Raw genomic sequence first — 15,206 nt, 5'->3', positions numbered from 1 at the left:
GCAGTACCCAAGGAGCCCTGCCCCCGCGGTCACGCGGCGGAGCGGGGCTCCTGCCTTTTCCGCCCCCCCCCTCACTGGTGTGCGTACTCCCTGACGGGCTCCGTGGCCTGCTCGGGCACCGCGGACAGCGCCGCCCCGGCACGCGCGCGGTCCGCCTCCCTGAGGACGAGTTCGGCGACGCGCTCCGCCCAGGAGCGGTGCCCGAACCACTTCGCGATATTGCTCTTCTGGAACGCCAGGCACGACACCCGGCGCCCGCCCGCATGGAACGTCAGGCCGAAGCGGCAGCCGGAACGCACGGCCGTCACCTCGCGCAGCGGGAGCCGGCGGTACGCGAAGAGATTGCGGACAAGCAGCCACTCGCCGTCGACCGCCACCCGGGCGCGGAACATACAGCCCACCGCGAGCGCACACGCCACCGCGAGCAGGCCCGTGACCGGCGACAGCTGCAGGGAGCCGGGGAGGGACCAGCGGGAGTGGCGCAGCAGGCCCACCGTGTCCACCGCGTTCCAGACGAACAGCGCCGAGAAGACGAGGGCGCCCGCCGCGCGCTGGGCCGGGCGGATCCGCCACTCCCTGCGGACGGCCGGGCGGTGGGACTTGGCGTGCGGTGGCATGGGCTCTCTCGTACGTCGTGCGACTGCGCTTCGGCGCCTTCGTAAAGGGAGCGTAAATCTCTTCGAGATCTTGGTGTGGGGGCAAAGGGCCCTGGGGCGGCGGGGCTTCGGTCCCGGACCTCAGGGGTTTTCCACAGGTTCGCCCTCGGGGAGGCCGAAGGCCGTGAGCAGATCCTCGTACCAGCCGTCGGCGAAGGCGGCCGCGGTCTTCGCCGGGTCCGCGGTCAGACCGGCCTCCGCCGCCCAGGCGAGGGCCGCGGCGACGGCGTCCTCGCGGCGGTACCCCTCCGGCACGGCTCCGTACTCCTCGGCGGTCTCCTCCTCGAAGACGCCGGTCCACTCCTGGCCCGAGGGGCTCGCGGCGTGCAGCGTCGCGCAGTCCTCGTCCGCAACGTACACGGCCATCGCCGGGGCGTCCGTGGCGGTGGCGATCTCCAGCGGCTCGGGGTCGGCCTCGGTGGTGCCGAGCCAGATCTCGCGCCACTGGCCGCGCACGTACTCGTCGAGCGGTTCGGCGCCGTCCACCGCGACGCTCGGGAAGTTCGCCAGCTTCTCGTCGCCCTTGGCGATCACGATCCAACCCCAGTAACCCATGGGCCCAATCTCCCGTACGGCGCGGACATCGGTTCCGGGACTTAAGGCCCCGGGACGGCAGTCCAATGGCGGCAATCCGCACCACTGGGGCCGCCTAGCGTGGAGTGAAGCGCGCAGAAAGGGACCAACTGGGCATGGGCGGCAGCAAGAAGAACGAGCAGCGGGCGGCGCGGGAGCGGCTGCGGGCCGAGCGGGCGGCGGCCGCCCGCAAGGCGAAGGTCCGGGGCCGGATCGCGATCAGCGGGACGGTCGTCCTGGGGCTCGCGCTCGCGGGCGGCGTCGGCTGGTACGTGGCGCAGCCGGACGCCGATGCCGTCGCCGCCGAGCAGGACTTCGTGGCGCCCGCGCACACCAGCGGCAAGGACGGCACCGTCGTCGCGTACGGCAAGGGCGATGCCCGGCACACCGTCTCGGTCTGGCTCGATCCGCGCTGCCCCTTCTGCGCCGGCGTCGAGACCGGGCTCGGCAAGACCATGAAGAAGCAGGCCGACCAGGGCACGTACAAGATCGAGTACCACTTCGCGACGTTCCTGGACGGCTCCCTCAAGGGCAAGGGCTCGAAGCGGGCACTCAACGCGCTCGGCGCGGCCGTGAACGAGAGCCCCGAGAAGTTCATGCAGTACCTGGGTGTTCTGTACGCCAACCACCCGGAGAAGGAGACCGACGACAAGTTCGGCTCCACCGCGACGCTCCTCGAACTGGCCGACAAGGTGGACGGTCTGCGCACTCCCGCCTTCAACAAAGCCGTGAAGGAACTCACGTACATGCCGTGGGTGGACAAGGTCTCCGCCGCCTTCTACGAGAGCGGGGAGACCGGCACCCCGGTCGTGAAGCTCGACGGCGAGAAGGTGAACGTCCTTTCCGGCAAGGGAATCGACTCCATCACGCCCGAGCAGTTCACCAAGCTGGTGGAGGAGAAGTTCAAGGGCTGAGCCCCCGGAGCTCCTCTTCGCCTGCGGGAGCTCCTCTTCGCCTGTGCGTGGCGTCACAGACCATTCACAGATTCATCGTGCATGCTTCCCCGCAACCCAGCGAGAGGAGCGATCATGCCGAAGCGGCTGCGGGCGGTGCTCGCGGTGAGCGCCCTGGTGTCCTGTGTCGCGCTCTCGGACGCCAACGCCCTGCCGCGCGTCATGGCCCCGGGCTCGATGCCGGGGCCGCCCGCCGAGACGGCCAAGGTCGGCGCCCTGTTCAGCGGCGATCTGGACGGCGGGCACTTCTGCACCGCGTCCGTGGTGCACAGCGAGGACCGGAACCTGATCGCCACCGCCGGGCACTGCCTCGGCGACGGCGAGGATGTGGTCTTCGCGCCCGGCTATCACGACGGCGAGGCACCGTACGGCCTGTGGCAGCTCGACCAGGTCTACGAGGACGACGCCTGGACGAACGACGAGGACGAGGACCACGACCTCGCCTTCGCCACCCTGAAGCCGCTCGACGGCGAGCAGATCGAGGACGTCACCGGCGCGAGCACCCTGGACACCTCGGGCTCCACGGGCCATGAGGTGACCGTCACCGGCTATCCGTCGTCCGAGGACGCGGCCCGCACATGTACGACCACGCCCACCCTGTTCCGCTCCGGCCAGCAGCGCGTCGACTGCCCCGACTTCACCACCGGCACCAGCGGCAGCCCCTGGCTCACCGACGACGGCAAGCTCACCGGAGTGCTCGGCGGCTACGAGGGCGGCGGTGACTCCCCCGACGTGTCGTACAGCGTGGTCCTCGGCGAGCAGGCGGCGGACCTGTACGCGAAGGCGACCGCGGGCTAGCCCTGCTCGGACGCCGCCGGGCCCCGCTCGTAGAGCGCGGCCACCTGCTCGTCGTAGCGCTGTATGACCGCTGTGCGGCGGACCTTCAGGCTCGGGGTGAGCAGGCCGGCCTCGATGCTGAAGTCCTCGTCGAGGAGCTCGAAGGCACGGATCCGGGAGGGCCGTGAGACCTGGGCGTTGGCCGTCTCGACGGCCTCCTCGACCAGGGCGCGTACGCGCGGGTCGCGGGCCGGCGGGCCGTCGCCGAGGTCGATGCCCTCGCGGTCCGCCCAGCCCCTGACCTCCTCCTCGTCCAGGGTGATCAGGGCCACCGGGTAAGGCCGGCGGTCGCCGACCAGCACCGCGCGGGAGACGAACCGGGACTGCTGGACGGCGAGTTCGACCAACGAGGGCGTGAGGTTCTTGCCGCCGGACGTGATGATCAGGTCCTTCTTGCGGCCGGTGATGTAGAGATAGCCGTCCTCGTCCAGACGGCCCAGGTCACCGGTGTGCAGCCAGCCTTCGGCGTCCAGGGCCTCGGCGGTGCCGGCCGGGTTGCCGTGGTAGCCGGGGAAGACATTGGCCCCGCGTGCGAGAACCTCCCCGTCGTCGGCGATCCGTACCTCGCAGCCCGGCATGGGGCGGCCCACCGAGCCGTAGCGCAGGGCGCCGGGGTGGTTGAGGGAGATGACGCCGCCGGACTCCGTCATGCCGTAGCCCTCGTAGATCGCTATGCCGCAGGCGCGCAGGAAGTCCAGGGTGGGCGGGGCGATGGGGGCGGCGCCGGTGAGCGACCACTTCAGGCGGCCTCCGAAGGCCGCGCGGACGAGCGAGAAGAGACGCTCGTCGGCGGCCTGCCACTCGGCGAGCAGCTCTCCTTGCGGCTCCTCGCCGCGCTCGCGCAGCTCCGCGACGCGCAGACCGACGCGCACCGCCGCGTCGAAACGCTCCCTGCCGCCCTCCTGGCCCTCTGCGAGACCGAGCACGACCGCGTGCACCTTCTCGAACAGCCTGGGTACGGACGGCAGATGGGTGGGCGCGGCCTCGGCCAGCTCGCCGACGATGTCCTCGATACGGCCGCCGAAGTACGTGAGCGTGGAGCCCTGGAGCAGCGTCTTGAACTGGATCAGCTGGGCCATGGCGTGGGCGAGCGGCAGATAGAGATAGGTGGCGTCGCCGGGACCGCCCGGTATCTGCTCCAGGGTGCCGTCGCGGACCGCGCCGATGTTGCCGTGGGTGAGCAGACAGCCCTTGGGCGGGCCCGTGGTGCCCGAGGTGTAGATGACGGTCGCGAGGTCGTCCGCGGTGCGGGCGTCGGCGCGGGCGAGGAGCTCGGCCAGGGGCGCGAGGCCGGGCAGCGCGGTGAGGACCGGCTCTTCGCCGGTGGCCTCCGGCATGGGCTTGTCCGTGGCCGCTGCCGTGGGCTTGTCCGCGGCCTCCTCCGGCATGGGCTGGGCCGCGGCCTCCGGCATGGGCTTGTCCGCGGCCTCCGGCATGGGCTTGTCCGCGGCCTCCGTCATGAGGACGACGTGGCGCAGGGCGGGCAGGCGCGGGCGCAGGCGCTCGATCTTCGCGGCCTGTGCGGTGTCCTCGCAGACGATCACCGAGGAGCCGGAGTCCGTGAGCACCCAGACGACCTCCTCGTCGCCCGCGGTCGGGTAGACGGGCACGGCGACGGCGCCCGCCGTGAACACCCCGAGGTGGGCGTACGTCCACTCCGGCCGGGTCTCGCCGAGGATCGCCACCCGGTCTCCCGGGCCGACACCGAGACCGAGCAGTCCGCGGCCCACCGCCCGTACGGTGTCGCGGAGTTCGGCGTACGTCACCTCGCGCCAGGCCCCCTCGGCCTTGAAGCGCAGGGCCGGGAGCGCGGCGAAGCGCTCGGCCACCCATTCCGTGAGGACGGCGAGGGACTTGGGCTGTGCGGTCGAGAGATCGGGCGCCGCGGTCGGCTTCGGCTGTGCGGTCACAGGCTCCATGCCGCTGACGCTAGGGAGCGCTTCCGGGCACCGGGGATGACCGGAAACGTCAGCACCGCTGACCCGCGCGCTCAGAAGCGGCTAACGTCATGACCATGGCGAGGCGGACCATCACCGTGCACCATGTGCGGTCCGTGCTGCGCGGCGCCGAGCGGCACGGCATCGACACCGCGCCGCTGCTGCAGACCGCGCAGATTCCGCCGCTGCTCCTCGGCGACGACCGGGCCCGGGTCACCCCCGCCCAGTTCGCCCGGCTCTTCCGGGAGTTGTACCGGGTCACGCAGGACGAGTTCCTGGGCCTCGGCCCCGTGGTCAGCCGCCCCGGCACCTTCGCGATGATGTGCCACGCCTCGCTCGGCTGCCGCGATCTGGGGGCCGCGATCCGGCGCGCGGTCACCTTCTACGGGCTCTTCCCCGGCGGCCCCGACCTCGTCCTCGAACGCACCGACGACGAGGCCTTCTTCGCCGTACGCAGTGATCTCAACGGGGACGAGGACCGGTTCCTCGCCGAGTGTCTGCTGATCATCTGGCACCGGCTGTGCAGCTGGCTGATCGGGCGCCGCATCCCGCTGCGCCGGGCCGCCTTCGCCTATCCCCCGCCGCCGCACAAGGACGAGTACGAGCTGCTCTTCGGCTGCCCCGTGCACTTCGGCGCCGAGCGCACGGGTGCCGCCTTCGAACCGCACTGGCTCGACGCCCCGATGATCCGCGACGAGCCCGCGCTCGACCGGATGCTGCGGGGTGCGCCCTTCGAGCTCCTGAGCCGGCGCGAGTACGGCACGACCGTGGCCGAGCAGGTGCGGCGCGCCCTCGTCCGCGCCCTCGGTGACTCCCCGCGGCTTCCGGCGCTCGGCGACCTCGCCCGCCGGCTCGCGGTCAGCCCGGCGACGCTGCGGCGCCGTCTGGCCGAGGAGGGCACTTCGTACCAGCAGCTCAAGGACACCGTGCGACGGGACGCGGCGATCGCCGGGCTCGCCGAGGGGCGGGAGCCGATCGCGGAGCTCGCGGCACGGCTCGGCTTCTCCGAGGACACGGCGTTCCACCGGGCGTTCAGGCGGTGGACGGGGACGACTCCGGGGGCGTACCGCCTCGCGGGCCTTCAGACGGACGGTGCGCCCGCGACGGACGGTGCGCCCGCCTCTGAGACACAGAGTCAGCAAAGCTGAGCTTCCGGGTCAGCGCTCTCCCTACCCGCCGGTCACTACGGTCCCCTCACCACCCCTGCCCCTATGGACAGTTGGGAGAGCCGCCATGCATGTCCGTACCCCCCGCATCCCCCGCAGACTTGGCGCCGTCCTGGCCTCGGTCGCCCTCGCGGCCGCGCTGCCCGCGGTGTCGGGCCCCACCGCGCAGGCCGCACAGGCACCGCAGAGCGCACAAGAAGCGCAGACCGCGCCGGCCGCCCAGGGCGGTCCCGGCGATGTCGTCTCCGTCGCCGACTCCGCGTTCCATCCGCTGCCGGGCCAGCCCACCAACACCAAGGCCTGGAAGGTCAATTACCGCTCGACCAGCGCCACCGGACAGCCGAACGTCGTCTCCGGCACCGTCATCGTGCCGCAGGACGGCAAGAAGGGGCCGCGCCCCCTGATCACGTATGCCGTCGGCACGGTGGGCCTCGGTGACTCGTGCGCCCCGAGCGCCGGGTTCCCCAAGGGCACCACCCTCGAAGCCAATCTCATCCAGCAGCTCACCTGGCGCGGCTGGGCCGTGGCCGTCACCGACTACGAGGGCCTCGGCACCCCGGGCGAGCACACCTACACGGCCGGCAAGTCCGCCGGGCACGCCATGCTGGACGCGGCCCGTGCCGCCCAGCGCATCCCGGCCGCCGCCGAGTCGGGGATCACCAAGGACAGCCCGGTCGGGATCGTGGGCTACTCGCAGGGCGGCCAGGCCTCGTCCTGGGCCGCCGAACTCCATGACTCCTACGCGCCCGAGCTGAAGGTCAAGGGCACCGCCACCGGTGGCGTCCCGGCCCGCCTGGCCGCGCTCGCGCCGGTGCACGACGGTTCGTACGGCTCGGGCCTGCTGTTCATGGCCGCCGCGGGACAGGACGCCGCCTACCCGGAGCTGAAGCTCGACTCGTATCTGAACGAGGAGGGCAAGAAGCTCATCGGCTTCCTCCGGAACAACTGCATCGCCCTCGACTCGACCGTCGGGTCCTTCAAGAAGATCTCCGACCTGACGACGAAGAACCCCCTGGATACGCCGGAGTGGAAGCAGCGGCTCAACGAGTCGGACCTCGGCACGCACAAGCCCGACCACCCGGTGTACCTCTACCACGCGGTCGCCGACGAGCTGATTCCGTACTCCCTGGGCAAGGGGCTGCGCGAGAAGTGGTGCGCCAAGGGCGCCAACGTCAACTGGCGGACCATCGTGGTGGGTGAGCACATCTCCGGTGTGATCACGGAGGCCACGGCGGTGCAGAACTGGCTGTCCGACCGCTTCGCGGGCAAGCCGACGGGCGGCAACTGCTGATCCTGGACGGGTAGTCGGGGCCCGGCACCGCACGGGGGGTGCCGGGCCCTGGCGGTCGTCGTCAACCGCCTCCGCCGCCTCCGCCGCCTTCGCCGGCGCCGCAGTACAGGCCGGAGCGCGGCAGCTCGCCGTACAGCAGATAGTCGTTGCTCTTCTGCGCCACGCACTTGGACGAGAAGTAGCCGGTGTGGCCCTCGCCCTGGTTGTCCAGGAGGACCGCCTTGTCGCCGAGGCGCTTCGCGGTCTCCACGGCCCACTGGTACGGCGTCGCCGGGTCGCCCCGGGTGCCGACGAGCAGAATCCGCGGAGTGTCCACGTCCTCGATCTTGCGGATGTAGTCGGTGCCCTTGGGCTGGCCCGCGCACATCAGCACTTGCTGCAGGCGCAGCGGACCGAAGATCGGCGAGGCCTCTTCGAACTCCCGCTCCAGGCGCTCCACCAGGGCCTTGTCCGACAGCTGCGCGGCGGTGAACCGGTCCGGGTCGTCGGCGCAGTTGACCATGACGAGCGCCGTGTTCTCGTTGTCCGGAGGTACGTCGGCCTGCGGGACGACGTTGCTCGATGACTCCGCGCGGCGGGCCTGCCGGACCTGTTGGGCCTGTTGGGCCTGTCGGGCCTGTCGGGCCTGTTGCGTCGGCGGGAGCTGGACGCCGCTGATCCGCAGCAGCGCCTTCGGGTCCCGGTCGGCCACCAGATTGGTGAGCGCCTGCGACAGATAGGGCCAGGCGTCCCGGTGGTAGAGGGCGGTGCCGAGCGTGCTGACCAGTTCCTCGCCGCTGTACTGGAGACCGTCGCCGAGCTCGACCGGGCTCTCGTTCAGATTGCTGATCAGCTTGGCCACGTTCTCCTTGGCGTCGCGGGAGTTGCCGCCGAGCACACAACCAGTGTTCTGCGAGCACCAGGTGACGAAGTTGTCGAGCGCCGTCTGCTCGCCCTCGGCAGCGACCAGGGACTGCTCGGTGAGCGGCTCGGTGAGCGTGTCGACGCCGTCGAGCACCATCCGGCCCACCCGATGCGGGAATTGACCGGCGTAGACCGCGCCGAGCCGGGTGCCGTAGGAGAGGCCGAAGAAGTTGAGCTTCTTGTCGCCGAGCACCTGGCGCATGACGTCCATGTCCCGGGAGACATTGACCGTGCCGATGTGCTCCGCGACCGGCCCCGAGTGCTTCTTGCACACTTCGTACTGCTTCTTCAGCTCCTCCAGGGCGGCGTTGGCGCTGTCCGGCTCGGAGTCGGGCAGCTCGCTGCCGTCACCGCACGTGACCGGGGCGCTCATGCCGACGCCGCGCGGGTCGAAGCCCACGATGTCGTACGCCTTGCTCAGATCGCCGAAGCTCTTCGCCGACGCGACCACCCCGGCCACACCGGCGCCGCCGGGACCGCCGAAGTTCACGAGCAGCGAGCCACGCTTCTCGCCGGAGGCGGGGATCCGGTTGAGGGCGAGCTCGATGCTGCCCTTGCCGGGCTCGGCGTAGTCGAGCGGAACCCGGGCCTTGCCGCACTGCATGCCGTCCGGCGCGTCATAGAGCAGCTTCCCGCAGTCACCCCACGTGACCTTCTGTTCGTAGAAGCGGTTCAGATCCGGGCCACCGCCGTCCACGGCCAGAGCGGGCGCTCCGGCACCGAGCAGGGCGAGCGCAGCGGCACCGGCGATCACACAGCGTGTGCGCATCTCGGCAACCCTCCAAGAGGTGCCCCCGCTTCACGATAGGTGCGATACGCCGACGCCGCCTGCCGGCTCAAGGCCGGAGCCCGTCAGCCTCCGCGGCGCCGGTGCCGATGCCGCAGCGGCAGCCCGAGCCGTGCCGCCACAGCGCGCTCCAGCCGGTCCACCTCCGCTTCGGGGACCTCCGCGACCAGCGGAATCACCCAGTACGCCGCCCATTCCTCGCGCTTGGACGCGTTCTCGCGGCAGTGCCTTCGGATACGCAGCGCGGCTGCGCCCGCCCGCAACGCGCTACGCGGCCGGGTACGCCCGCAGTAGCAGGCCAGGCCCTCCGCGGTCACGGCGACATAGACCGCCCGCCGCTCGCGTCCGGAGTCCGTACCGATCCGTACGGACCAGGGCCTCGGCTCTTCGAGCCAGGATCCGGCGAGACGGGCCAGCATCGCGTACCGCTCCGGGGACATGGGGACCACGCCGGTCCACACCGCGCGGCTCACCTGCGCTTCTTGCGCCGGGACTCGGAGATGCCCTGCAGGTCCTCCTTGATGCCGTCGAGGAGCTCCATGGACGCCTCCACCTCGACCCAACTCAGCCGGTCCTTGGTGCCGTTCTTCTCCCGCTCGGAAATGAGGTCGTCGAGCTGCTCACCGACGGTGGTCAGGGTGGCCTGGAACCGCGTCAGAAGCGCCTCCTCCCGTGCCGCCGGGTTCCCGGCGTCCGAACCGCCGAAGCCCGCGTGGGCGGCAAGCCGGAGGTGGGCGTCGAAGTTCGCACCCCGCCAGTCCGCCGGCTGCTCCACAAGACGCTTCTCCCGGGCATCCCACCACCGGGGGTCAAGTCCCTTGCGCGTGCGCTTGACCGCGTCCGCGAGGAGCTTCCGGCCGCCCGGCTTGTCGAGCAGGGACTTGATCACCTGGCCGACACTGCTGCGGGCGATGACGGCTCCGCCGACGAGCTGCTCGGCGGAGCCGCGCGCGGCGAGCAGATGGCCGGAGGTCACCAGGGCGATCATGCCGATGACGCCGAGGTAGAGCCGGTCCTGGTCGGAGCCCTGGCCCGCCTTTCGGCACACATTGTCGATGGCCGAGTCGGTGTAGACCGGGTCGGCGAACCACGCCTTGTCCACCAGTTCCTGCCACAGACAGCCGGTGTCCAATGCCCGGCGGATGGACTGGAGCTGCTTCTCCGTCCGGCTGGCCGAGTAGGAGCGCAGACCGAGCTCCGCCACGGCGTCATTGCGGTCCTTGATGCCCAGCCGGCCCTCTTTCTGCAGCTTGTCGCGGAAGACCCGGTTGAACGTCCGTTCCTTGCGTGTGAGTTGCTCGACGACCAGGGCGAACCGCTGATCGGGGAAGCCGGGGTCGAAGCCCAGATTCTTCATGGCCCGGCGCACCTGGCCCCGCCCGATCAGGGCGTCTCTGAAGTCCTCCGCGTCACAGGAGGGCTCGCCGCCGAACAGCCCCTCGTCATAGAGCGCACGCACGATCTCCTCCGCCACCACGGCATGCTGGGCGCCGCTTTCGAAGGGCGTCACCCCTACGTTCATCCGCACCAGCAAGGACCGCACCGCGGCCGGGAACCGGCGTGTTCCGTACTCGGGCCGGTCGTCCTCGTACCCCACGATGATCTGGACCGGCACCGTCATGGCGTTCAGGCTGACGGCTGCGCGGTTGCGCTCCGTCTGAGACTCCTCCGGGTCGCGCAGCGTCCCGTAGGACTTCTTGATCGACTTACGGATCAGCTCACGCCGGCGCTTGAGGTCCAGCCTCATCAGCTGCGACGGCAGTGCCGTGACCGGCGTGGTGCTCTTCGTGCCGTCCAGCCACCCCTCCTCCAGCTGAATACGGTCCAGGCACGAGATCAGCCGCGAGTTCCCGTCGACCGTGGTGACGTCTTCGCTCTCCCGGCCGGCGGCATCGCGGAAGAGCGCGGGGACCACGGTGAGGGGCAGCTCGACCAGGCGCTCCCCGACCTCCTGGGAGTTCTGGCCCCGGACCTTGCGCGCGGCCCGGTCCACGGAGTCCATGAGGTCTTCGAACGCGTCGTCGTGGACCAGGGCGGCGTAGTACTTGTGCGGCTCGGGCATCGACAAGGCCACCCGGAGATCGGCCTGCGGATCGGCCGCGTACTGCGCCTCCGCGAGCAGCCGGTCGTTCTCGACAGCCATGGACAGCAGCAATGTGTAGGCGCGGAAGCGGAGGATATGGAGCCAGCCGGTCTCGATCCGGTGCCGCTCCGGCCGTGACGCCTCGAGCTCGGCCGGATCGACGGCCATCTGGCTGAGCCGCTCCCGCATCGCGGGCGAGATCCGCGCCTCGTCGAGCTCGCCGAGCAGTACCTCGGCCTTGTGCGCCCGGCTGACCGGGGGCAGACGGTGCTCGAACTCACCGGCGCGGTTACGGAAGGGGCCGACGGGGATGACCCGGACCTCGGGGGTGCCCGCGCGGTCGGGTTGTTCACTGGCGGTGCTCAACACAGCACCTCTCTGCAGGGCGTGAGGACCTCGGTCGTCACGCGTGCTGGCGCCGCGCGCTCCTGCTTTTCACTTGCCGCCCATGCGGCCGCCCCGGGCACAAGAAGGCAGAAGCTTCCTCGGGCGTGGGCAGCGGGCACGGAACACGTAGGCGTGGACCGCGGTCCACGCCTACGTGCGAGTGGCCGTCAGGGCAGACGACGATGACCAGTTGAGCCTAGGACACCCCACCGACACCCTCCGGTGAATTCAGTCAATCCAGTGACAGGGCATCAACTCCTGTCTCTGGAACCGGATTTCTGATAGAGCGCCTCGATCTCATCCCGGAAGCTCACGGTGATCTCCGCCCGCTTCAGCTTCAGCGAAGGCGTCAAGTGCCCGCCCTCCTCCGTGAAGTCGGCCGGCAGGATCGTGAAGCGGCGGATGGACTCGGCGCGGGAGACGAGCTTGTTGGCCTCGTCCACGGCGCGCTGCAGGGTTTCGCGCAGGTCCGGGTCGTCGGCCAGGCGCTCGGGCGGGATGTCCTGCTTCTTCTTCATGCGCTGCCAGTGCGCGATGCCGTCGGGTTCCAGGGTGAGCAGGGCCGTGATGTAGGGGCGGTCGTCGCCGACCACCATGCACTGGGAGACCAGGGGGTGGGCGCGCAGCCAGTCCTCCAGCGGGGCGGGGGCGACGTTCTTGCCGCCGCTGGTGATGATGATGTCCTTCTTGCGCCCTGTGATGGTGAGGTAGCCGTCCTCGTCGAGGGCGCCGAGGTCCCCCGTGCCGAACCAGCCGTCGTGGGCGGGGGTCGCGGTGCCGGTCTGGCCGTTCCAGTAGCCGTGGAAGACCTGCCCTCCGGCCAGCTGCACCTCACCGTCGTCCGCGATCCGCACCGAGGTGCCGGGCAGGGGCCAACCCACTGTTCCCAGGCGGGGTTTGAGAGGCGGGGTGACCGTGGCGGCCGCGGTGGTCTCCGTCAGGCCGTACCCCTCGAAGATATCGATCCCGGCGCCCGCGTAGAACGCCGAGAGCCGCCGGCCGAGCGGGGAGCCGCCGCAGATCGCGTACCGCACCTTGCCGCCGAGCGCGGACCTGATCCGCCGGTACACCAGCGGGTCGTACAGCGCGCGGGCCAGGCGCAGACCGAACCCGGGGCCGGGGCCCGTGCCGTGCTGCTGTGCCTCGACGGCCTCGCCGTAGCGGCGCGCGATCCGTACCGCGCGGTCGAAGGACGCGGCCCGGCCCAGCTTCTCGGCCGTCGCGCGCCCGGTGTTGAAGACCTTCTCCAGGACGTACGGGATGGCGAGCAGGAACGTCGGGCGGAAGCCCGCGAGATCCGCGAGCAGGTCGTCGGTCTTGATGCTGGGCGCATGCCCGAGCCGCACCCGCGCCCGCAGGCAGCCGATGGCCACCATCCGCCCGAAGACATGGGACAGCGGCAGGAAGAGCAGCGTGGACGCGGGCTCCTTGCTGACCGACTTGAAGACGGGGTGGAGCAGTTCGACGGCGTTGTCCACCTCGGCGAAGAAGTTGCCGTGCGTGAGGACGCAGCCCTTGGGGCGCCCCGTGGTGCCGGATGTGTAGATCAGCGTGGCCGGGGAGTCCGGGGTGAGCTCGGCGCGCCTCTTCTCCACCTCCAGGTCGGGCAGTTCACGTCCCGACTCCAGCACGCCCGGAAGCTCGTCGAAGGTCCACACATGGGCCAGGTCCGGGATGCGGTCGCGCTCCGGGCCGAGCGCCGCGGCCTGCTCCCGGGTCTCCACGGCGACGGCCACCGCGCCGGAGTCCTGCAGGATCCAGCGGGTCTGGAAGGCGGACGACGTGGGGTAGACGGGCACGGTGACCAGGCCGGCCGCCCACGCGGCGAAGTCCAGGAGGGTCCACTCGTAGGTGGTCCGCGCCATGACGGCGAGCCGGTCGCCGGGGGCCAGGCCCTGGGCGATCAGGCCCTTCGCCAGGGCCTGGACCTCGCCGGCGAAGTCCGCCGCCGTGACGTCGCGCCACTGCCCGCCGTCCGTCTTACGGCTCAACACCACGTCGGCGGGCGCCTGTTCGGCGTTGCTGTACGGGATGTCGGCGAGCGAGCCGTCGGTCACCGGCGGCACGAGCGGGGGCACGCTCACCTCGCGTACGACGCCGTCCTGGATCTTCTTGTCCGGCTCGACGAGCAGGGGCGGGGCGGGAGTGGTCGGGGGCGTCGAGTTCGTCGGGTTCGTGCGGGGCACGCGGCTCCTTCTTGTTCCTGAGTTCCGTTCGTCGTACGGCGGGTGGCTACGCCCGCTCCAGGATCGCCGTGACCCCCTGCCCTCCCGCCGCGCAGATGGAGATCAGCCCGCGCCCCGAGCCACCGCGCCCCGAGCCACCGCGCCCTGAGCCACCGCTCTCGGAGCCACCGCGCCCTGAGCCACCGCTCTCGGAGCCGCTCTCACCCGAGCCGTCGCGTTCGGCCAGGAGCTTCGCCAGCGTGGCCACGATCCGCGCGCCCGTGGCGGCGAACGGATGCCCCGTGGCCAGCGAGGAACCGGCCACGTTGAGCCGCTCCCGGTCGACCGCCGCGAGCCCCGCCTTCTCCCAGGCGGACAGGGTCGCGAGGACCTGGGACGCAAACGCCTCATGCACCTCGACCAGGTCGAAGTCGTCCATGCCGAGCCCGGCCCGCGCCAGCATCCGCGGCACCGCGTAGGCCGGTGCCATCAGCAGTCCGTCGCCGCCCGCACCCGTCACGTCCCCGTGCACGAAGTCCACCGCGGCGGTCTCGTACGTCGTCAGATACGCGAGCGGGGTGATTCCGCGCTGTGCGGCCCACTCCTCACTGGCAAGCAGGACGGTCGCCGCCCCGTCCGTCAGGGGCGTCGAATTGCCCGCCGTCATCGTCGGGTTGTCGCCCTTCACCCCGAACACCGGCTTCAGCCTCGCCAGCTTCCCCGCCGTCGAGTCGGGGCGCAGATTCTGGTCACGCTCAAGGCCGCGGAACGGCACGACGAGGTCGTCGAGGAACCCGCGGTCGTACGCCGCGGCGAGCCGCTGATGGCTGGTGGCCGCCAGTTCGTCCTGCGCCTCGCGCGCTACGCCCCACTCCCGCGCCGTCACCGCCGCGTGCTCGCCCATCGAGAGCCGCGTGCGGGGCTCGGCGTTCCGCGGAATGTCGGGAATCAGGTGGCCCGGCCGCACCTTGGCGAGGGCCTTCAGACGGGCGCCCGCCGACTTCGCACGGCGCGCCTCGAGCAGGATCTTGCGCAGCCGGTCGTTGACGCCGAGCGGTGCGTCGCTCGCCGTGTCCGCGCCGCCCGCGACGGCGCTGTCGATCTGGCCGAGCGCGATCTTGTTGGCGGCGGCAATCACCGCCTGGAGCCCGGTGCCGCAGGCCTGTTGGATGTCGTAGGCGGGAGTACGCGGATCGAGCCCGGAGCCGAGGACGGTCTCGCGGGCCAGGTTGAAGTCCCGGCTGTGCTTGAGGACGGCGCCCGCGACGAACTCGCCGACCCGCTCGCCGCGCAGACCGAACCGGTCGACCAGGCCTTCGAGCGCCGCCGTGAGCATCTCCTGGTTGGACGCGGTGGCATACGGACCGTCGGAACGCGCGAAGGGGATACGGCTTCCCCCGATGATCGCCACCCGCTTCACGGCAGCTTGTTCGGTACCCATCTCGACCAGCTCCTGACCCTTGAGTAA

12 protein-coding genes are annotated in these 15,206 nt (G+C 71.0%); 4 read left to right on the top strand and 8 right to left on the bottom strand.

The genetic code is table 11. The annotated features are described in order from the left end of the window. Positions 1–71: 71 nt before the first annotated feature. A complete protein-coding gene (locus tag ACFQVC_RS38150; RefSeq protein WP_381839760.1) occupies positions 72–617 on the bottom strand; it encodes a hypothetical protein in 546 nt (181 codons plus the stop codon). A 120-nt stretch (positions 618–737) separates the two neighbouring features. Further along, positions 738–1,211, bottom strand: coding sequence for a hypothetical protein (locus ACFQVC_RS38145; RefSeq protein ID WP_381839757.1), 474 nt, complete (start codon positions 1,209–1,211; stop codon positions 738–740). Positions 1,212–1,345: 134 nt separating this feature from the next. On the opposite strand from ACFQVC_RS38145, the gene ACFQVC_RS38140 reads away from it, so the two are divergent. Together ACFQVC_RS38140 and ACFQVC_RS38135 are read left to right on the top strand one after the other, a co-directional pair. After that, entirely contained in the window at positions 1,346–2,143 is a 798-nt protein-coding gene (locus tag ACFQVC_RS38140) for a thioredoxin domain-containing protein (RefSeq protein WP_381839754.1), read from the top strand. A gap of 114 nt (positions 2,144–2,257) precedes the next feature. Continuing rightward, positions 2,258–2,980: a trypsin-like serine peptidase gene (locus ACFQVC_RS38135; protein WP_381839751.1), complete on the top strand. Its 723-nt coding sequence runs from the start codon at positions 2,258–2,260 to the stop codon at positions 2,978–2,980. On the opposite strand, the gene ACFQVC_RS38130 is transcribed toward ACFQVC_RS38135, so the two are convergent. Further along, positions 2,977–4,938 (bottom strand): AMP-dependent synthetase/ligase, encoded by a 1,962-nt coding sequence (locus ACFQVC_RS38130; protein WP_381839748.1) that lies wholly within the window; start codon positions 4,936–4,938, stop codon positions 2,977–2,979. The genes ACFQVC_RS38135 and ACFQVC_RS38130 overlap by 4 nt on opposite strands. Positions 4,939–5,033: 95 nt before the next feature. Between ACFQVC_RS38130 and ACFQVC_RS38125 the strand changes: the two genes are divergently transcribed. Together ACFQVC_RS38125 and ACFQVC_RS38120 are read left to right on the top strand one after the other, a co-directional pair. Next, a complete protein-coding gene (locus ACFQVC_RS38125; RefSeq protein WP_381839745.1) occupies positions 5,034–6,104 on the top strand; it encodes an AraC family transcriptional regulator in 1,071 nt (356 codons plus the stop codon). Between the two features lie 85 nt (positions 6,105–6,189). Then, positions 6,190–7,413: a lipase family protein gene (locus ACFQVC_RS38120; RefSeq protein WP_381839742.1), complete on the top strand. Its 1,224-nt coding sequence runs from the start codon at positions 6,190–6,192 to the stop codon at positions 7,411–7,413. Between the two features lie 61 nt (positions 7,414–7,474). Here the strand turns inward: ACFQVC_RS38120 and ACFQVC_RS38115 are convergent, their stop codons facing one another. The 5 genes from ACFQVC_RS38115 to ACFQVC_RS38095 all read right to left on the bottom strand — a co-directional run bounded on the left by ACFQVC_RS38115 (position 7,475) and on the right by ACFQVC_RS38095 (position 15,179). Next, positions 7,475–9,085: an alpha/beta hydrolase gene (locus tag ACFQVC_RS38115; RefSeq protein ID WP_381839739.1), complete on the bottom strand. Its 1,611-nt coding sequence runs from the start codon at positions 9,083–9,085 to the stop codon at positions 7,475–7,477. A gap of 83 nt (positions 9,086–9,168) precedes the next feature. Then, a complete protein-coding gene (locus ACFQVC_RS38110; protein WP_381839736.1) occupies positions 9,169–9,576 on the bottom strand; it encodes a hypothetical protein in 408 nt (135 codons plus the stop codon). Then, on the bottom strand, positions 9,573–11,552 hold the full coding sequence (locus tag ACFQVC_RS38105) for a hypothetical protein (RefSeq protein ID WP_381839733.1): 1,980 nt from the start codon (positions 11,550–11,552) through the stop codon (positions 9,573–9,575). The genes ACFQVC_RS38110 and ACFQVC_RS38105 overlap by 4 nt, the downstream gene beginning before the upstream one ends. Before the next feature lie 272 nt (positions 11,553–11,824). Continuing rightward, on the bottom strand, positions 11,825–13,759 hold the full coding sequence (locus tag ACFQVC_RS38100) for an AMP-dependent synthetase/ligase (protein WP_381839731.1): 1,935 nt from the start codon (positions 13,757–13,759) through the stop codon (positions 11,825–11,827). Positions 13,760–13,805: 46 nt separating this feature from the next. Further along, complete coding sequence (locus ACFQVC_RS38095) at positions 13,806–15,179, bottom strand: acetyl-CoA C-acetyltransferase (RefSeq protein ID WP_381839728.1); 1,374 nt, start codon at positions 15,177–15,179, stop codon at positions 13,806–13,808. Between the last annotated feature and the right edge of the window lie 27 nt (positions 15,180–15,206).

The organism is Streptomyces monticola (genome assembly GCF_042665355.1).
GTDB lineage: Bacteria > Actinomycetota > Actinomycetes > Streptomycetales > Streptomycetaceae > Streptomyces > Streptomyces monticola.
The sequence above is the reverse complement of the archived record's forward strand: the minus strand, read 5'-3'. Positions and strand labels throughout refer to the sequence as shown.

Bases quoted from the DNA above. Each gene is read 5' to 3' on its own strand.
- ACFQVC_RS38150 (WP_381839760.1), bottom strand. From the start codon at position 617: ATGCCACCGCACGCCAAGTCCCACCGCCCGGCCGTCCGCAGGGAGTGG.
- ACFQVC_RS38145 (WP_381839757.1), bottom strand. From the start codon at position 1,211: ATGGGTTACTGGGGTTGGATCGTGATCGCCAAGGGCGACGAGAAGCTG.
- ACFQVC_RS38140 (WP_381839754.1), top strand. From the start codon at position 1,346: ATGGGCGGCAGCAAGAAGAACGAGCAGCGGGCGGCGCGGGAGCGGCTG.
- ACFQVC_RS38135 (WP_381839751.1), top strand. From the start codon at position 2,258: ATGCCGAAGCGGCTGCGGGCGGTGCTCGCGGTGAGCGCCCTGGTGTCC.
- ACFQVC_RS38130 (WP_381839748.1), bottom strand. From the start codon at position 4,938: ATGGAGCCTGTGACCGCACAGCCGAAGCCGACCGCGGCGCCCGATCTC.
- ACFQVC_RS38125 (WP_381839745.1), top strand. From the start codon at position 5,034: ATGGCGAGGCGGACCATCACCGTGCACCATGTGCGGTCCGTGCTGCGC.
- ACFQVC_RS38120 (WP_381839742.1), top strand. From the start codon at position 6,190: ATGCATGTCCGTACCCCCCGCATCCCCCGCAGACTTGGCGCCGTCCTG.
- ACFQVC_RS38115 (WP_381839739.1), bottom strand. From the start codon at position 9,085: ATGCGCACACGCTGTGTGATCGCCGGTGCCGCTGCGCTCGCCCTGCTC.
- ACFQVC_RS38095 (WP_381839728.1), bottom strand. From the start codon at position 15,179: ATGGGTACCGAACAAGCTGCCGTGAAGCGGGTGGCGATCATCGGGGGA.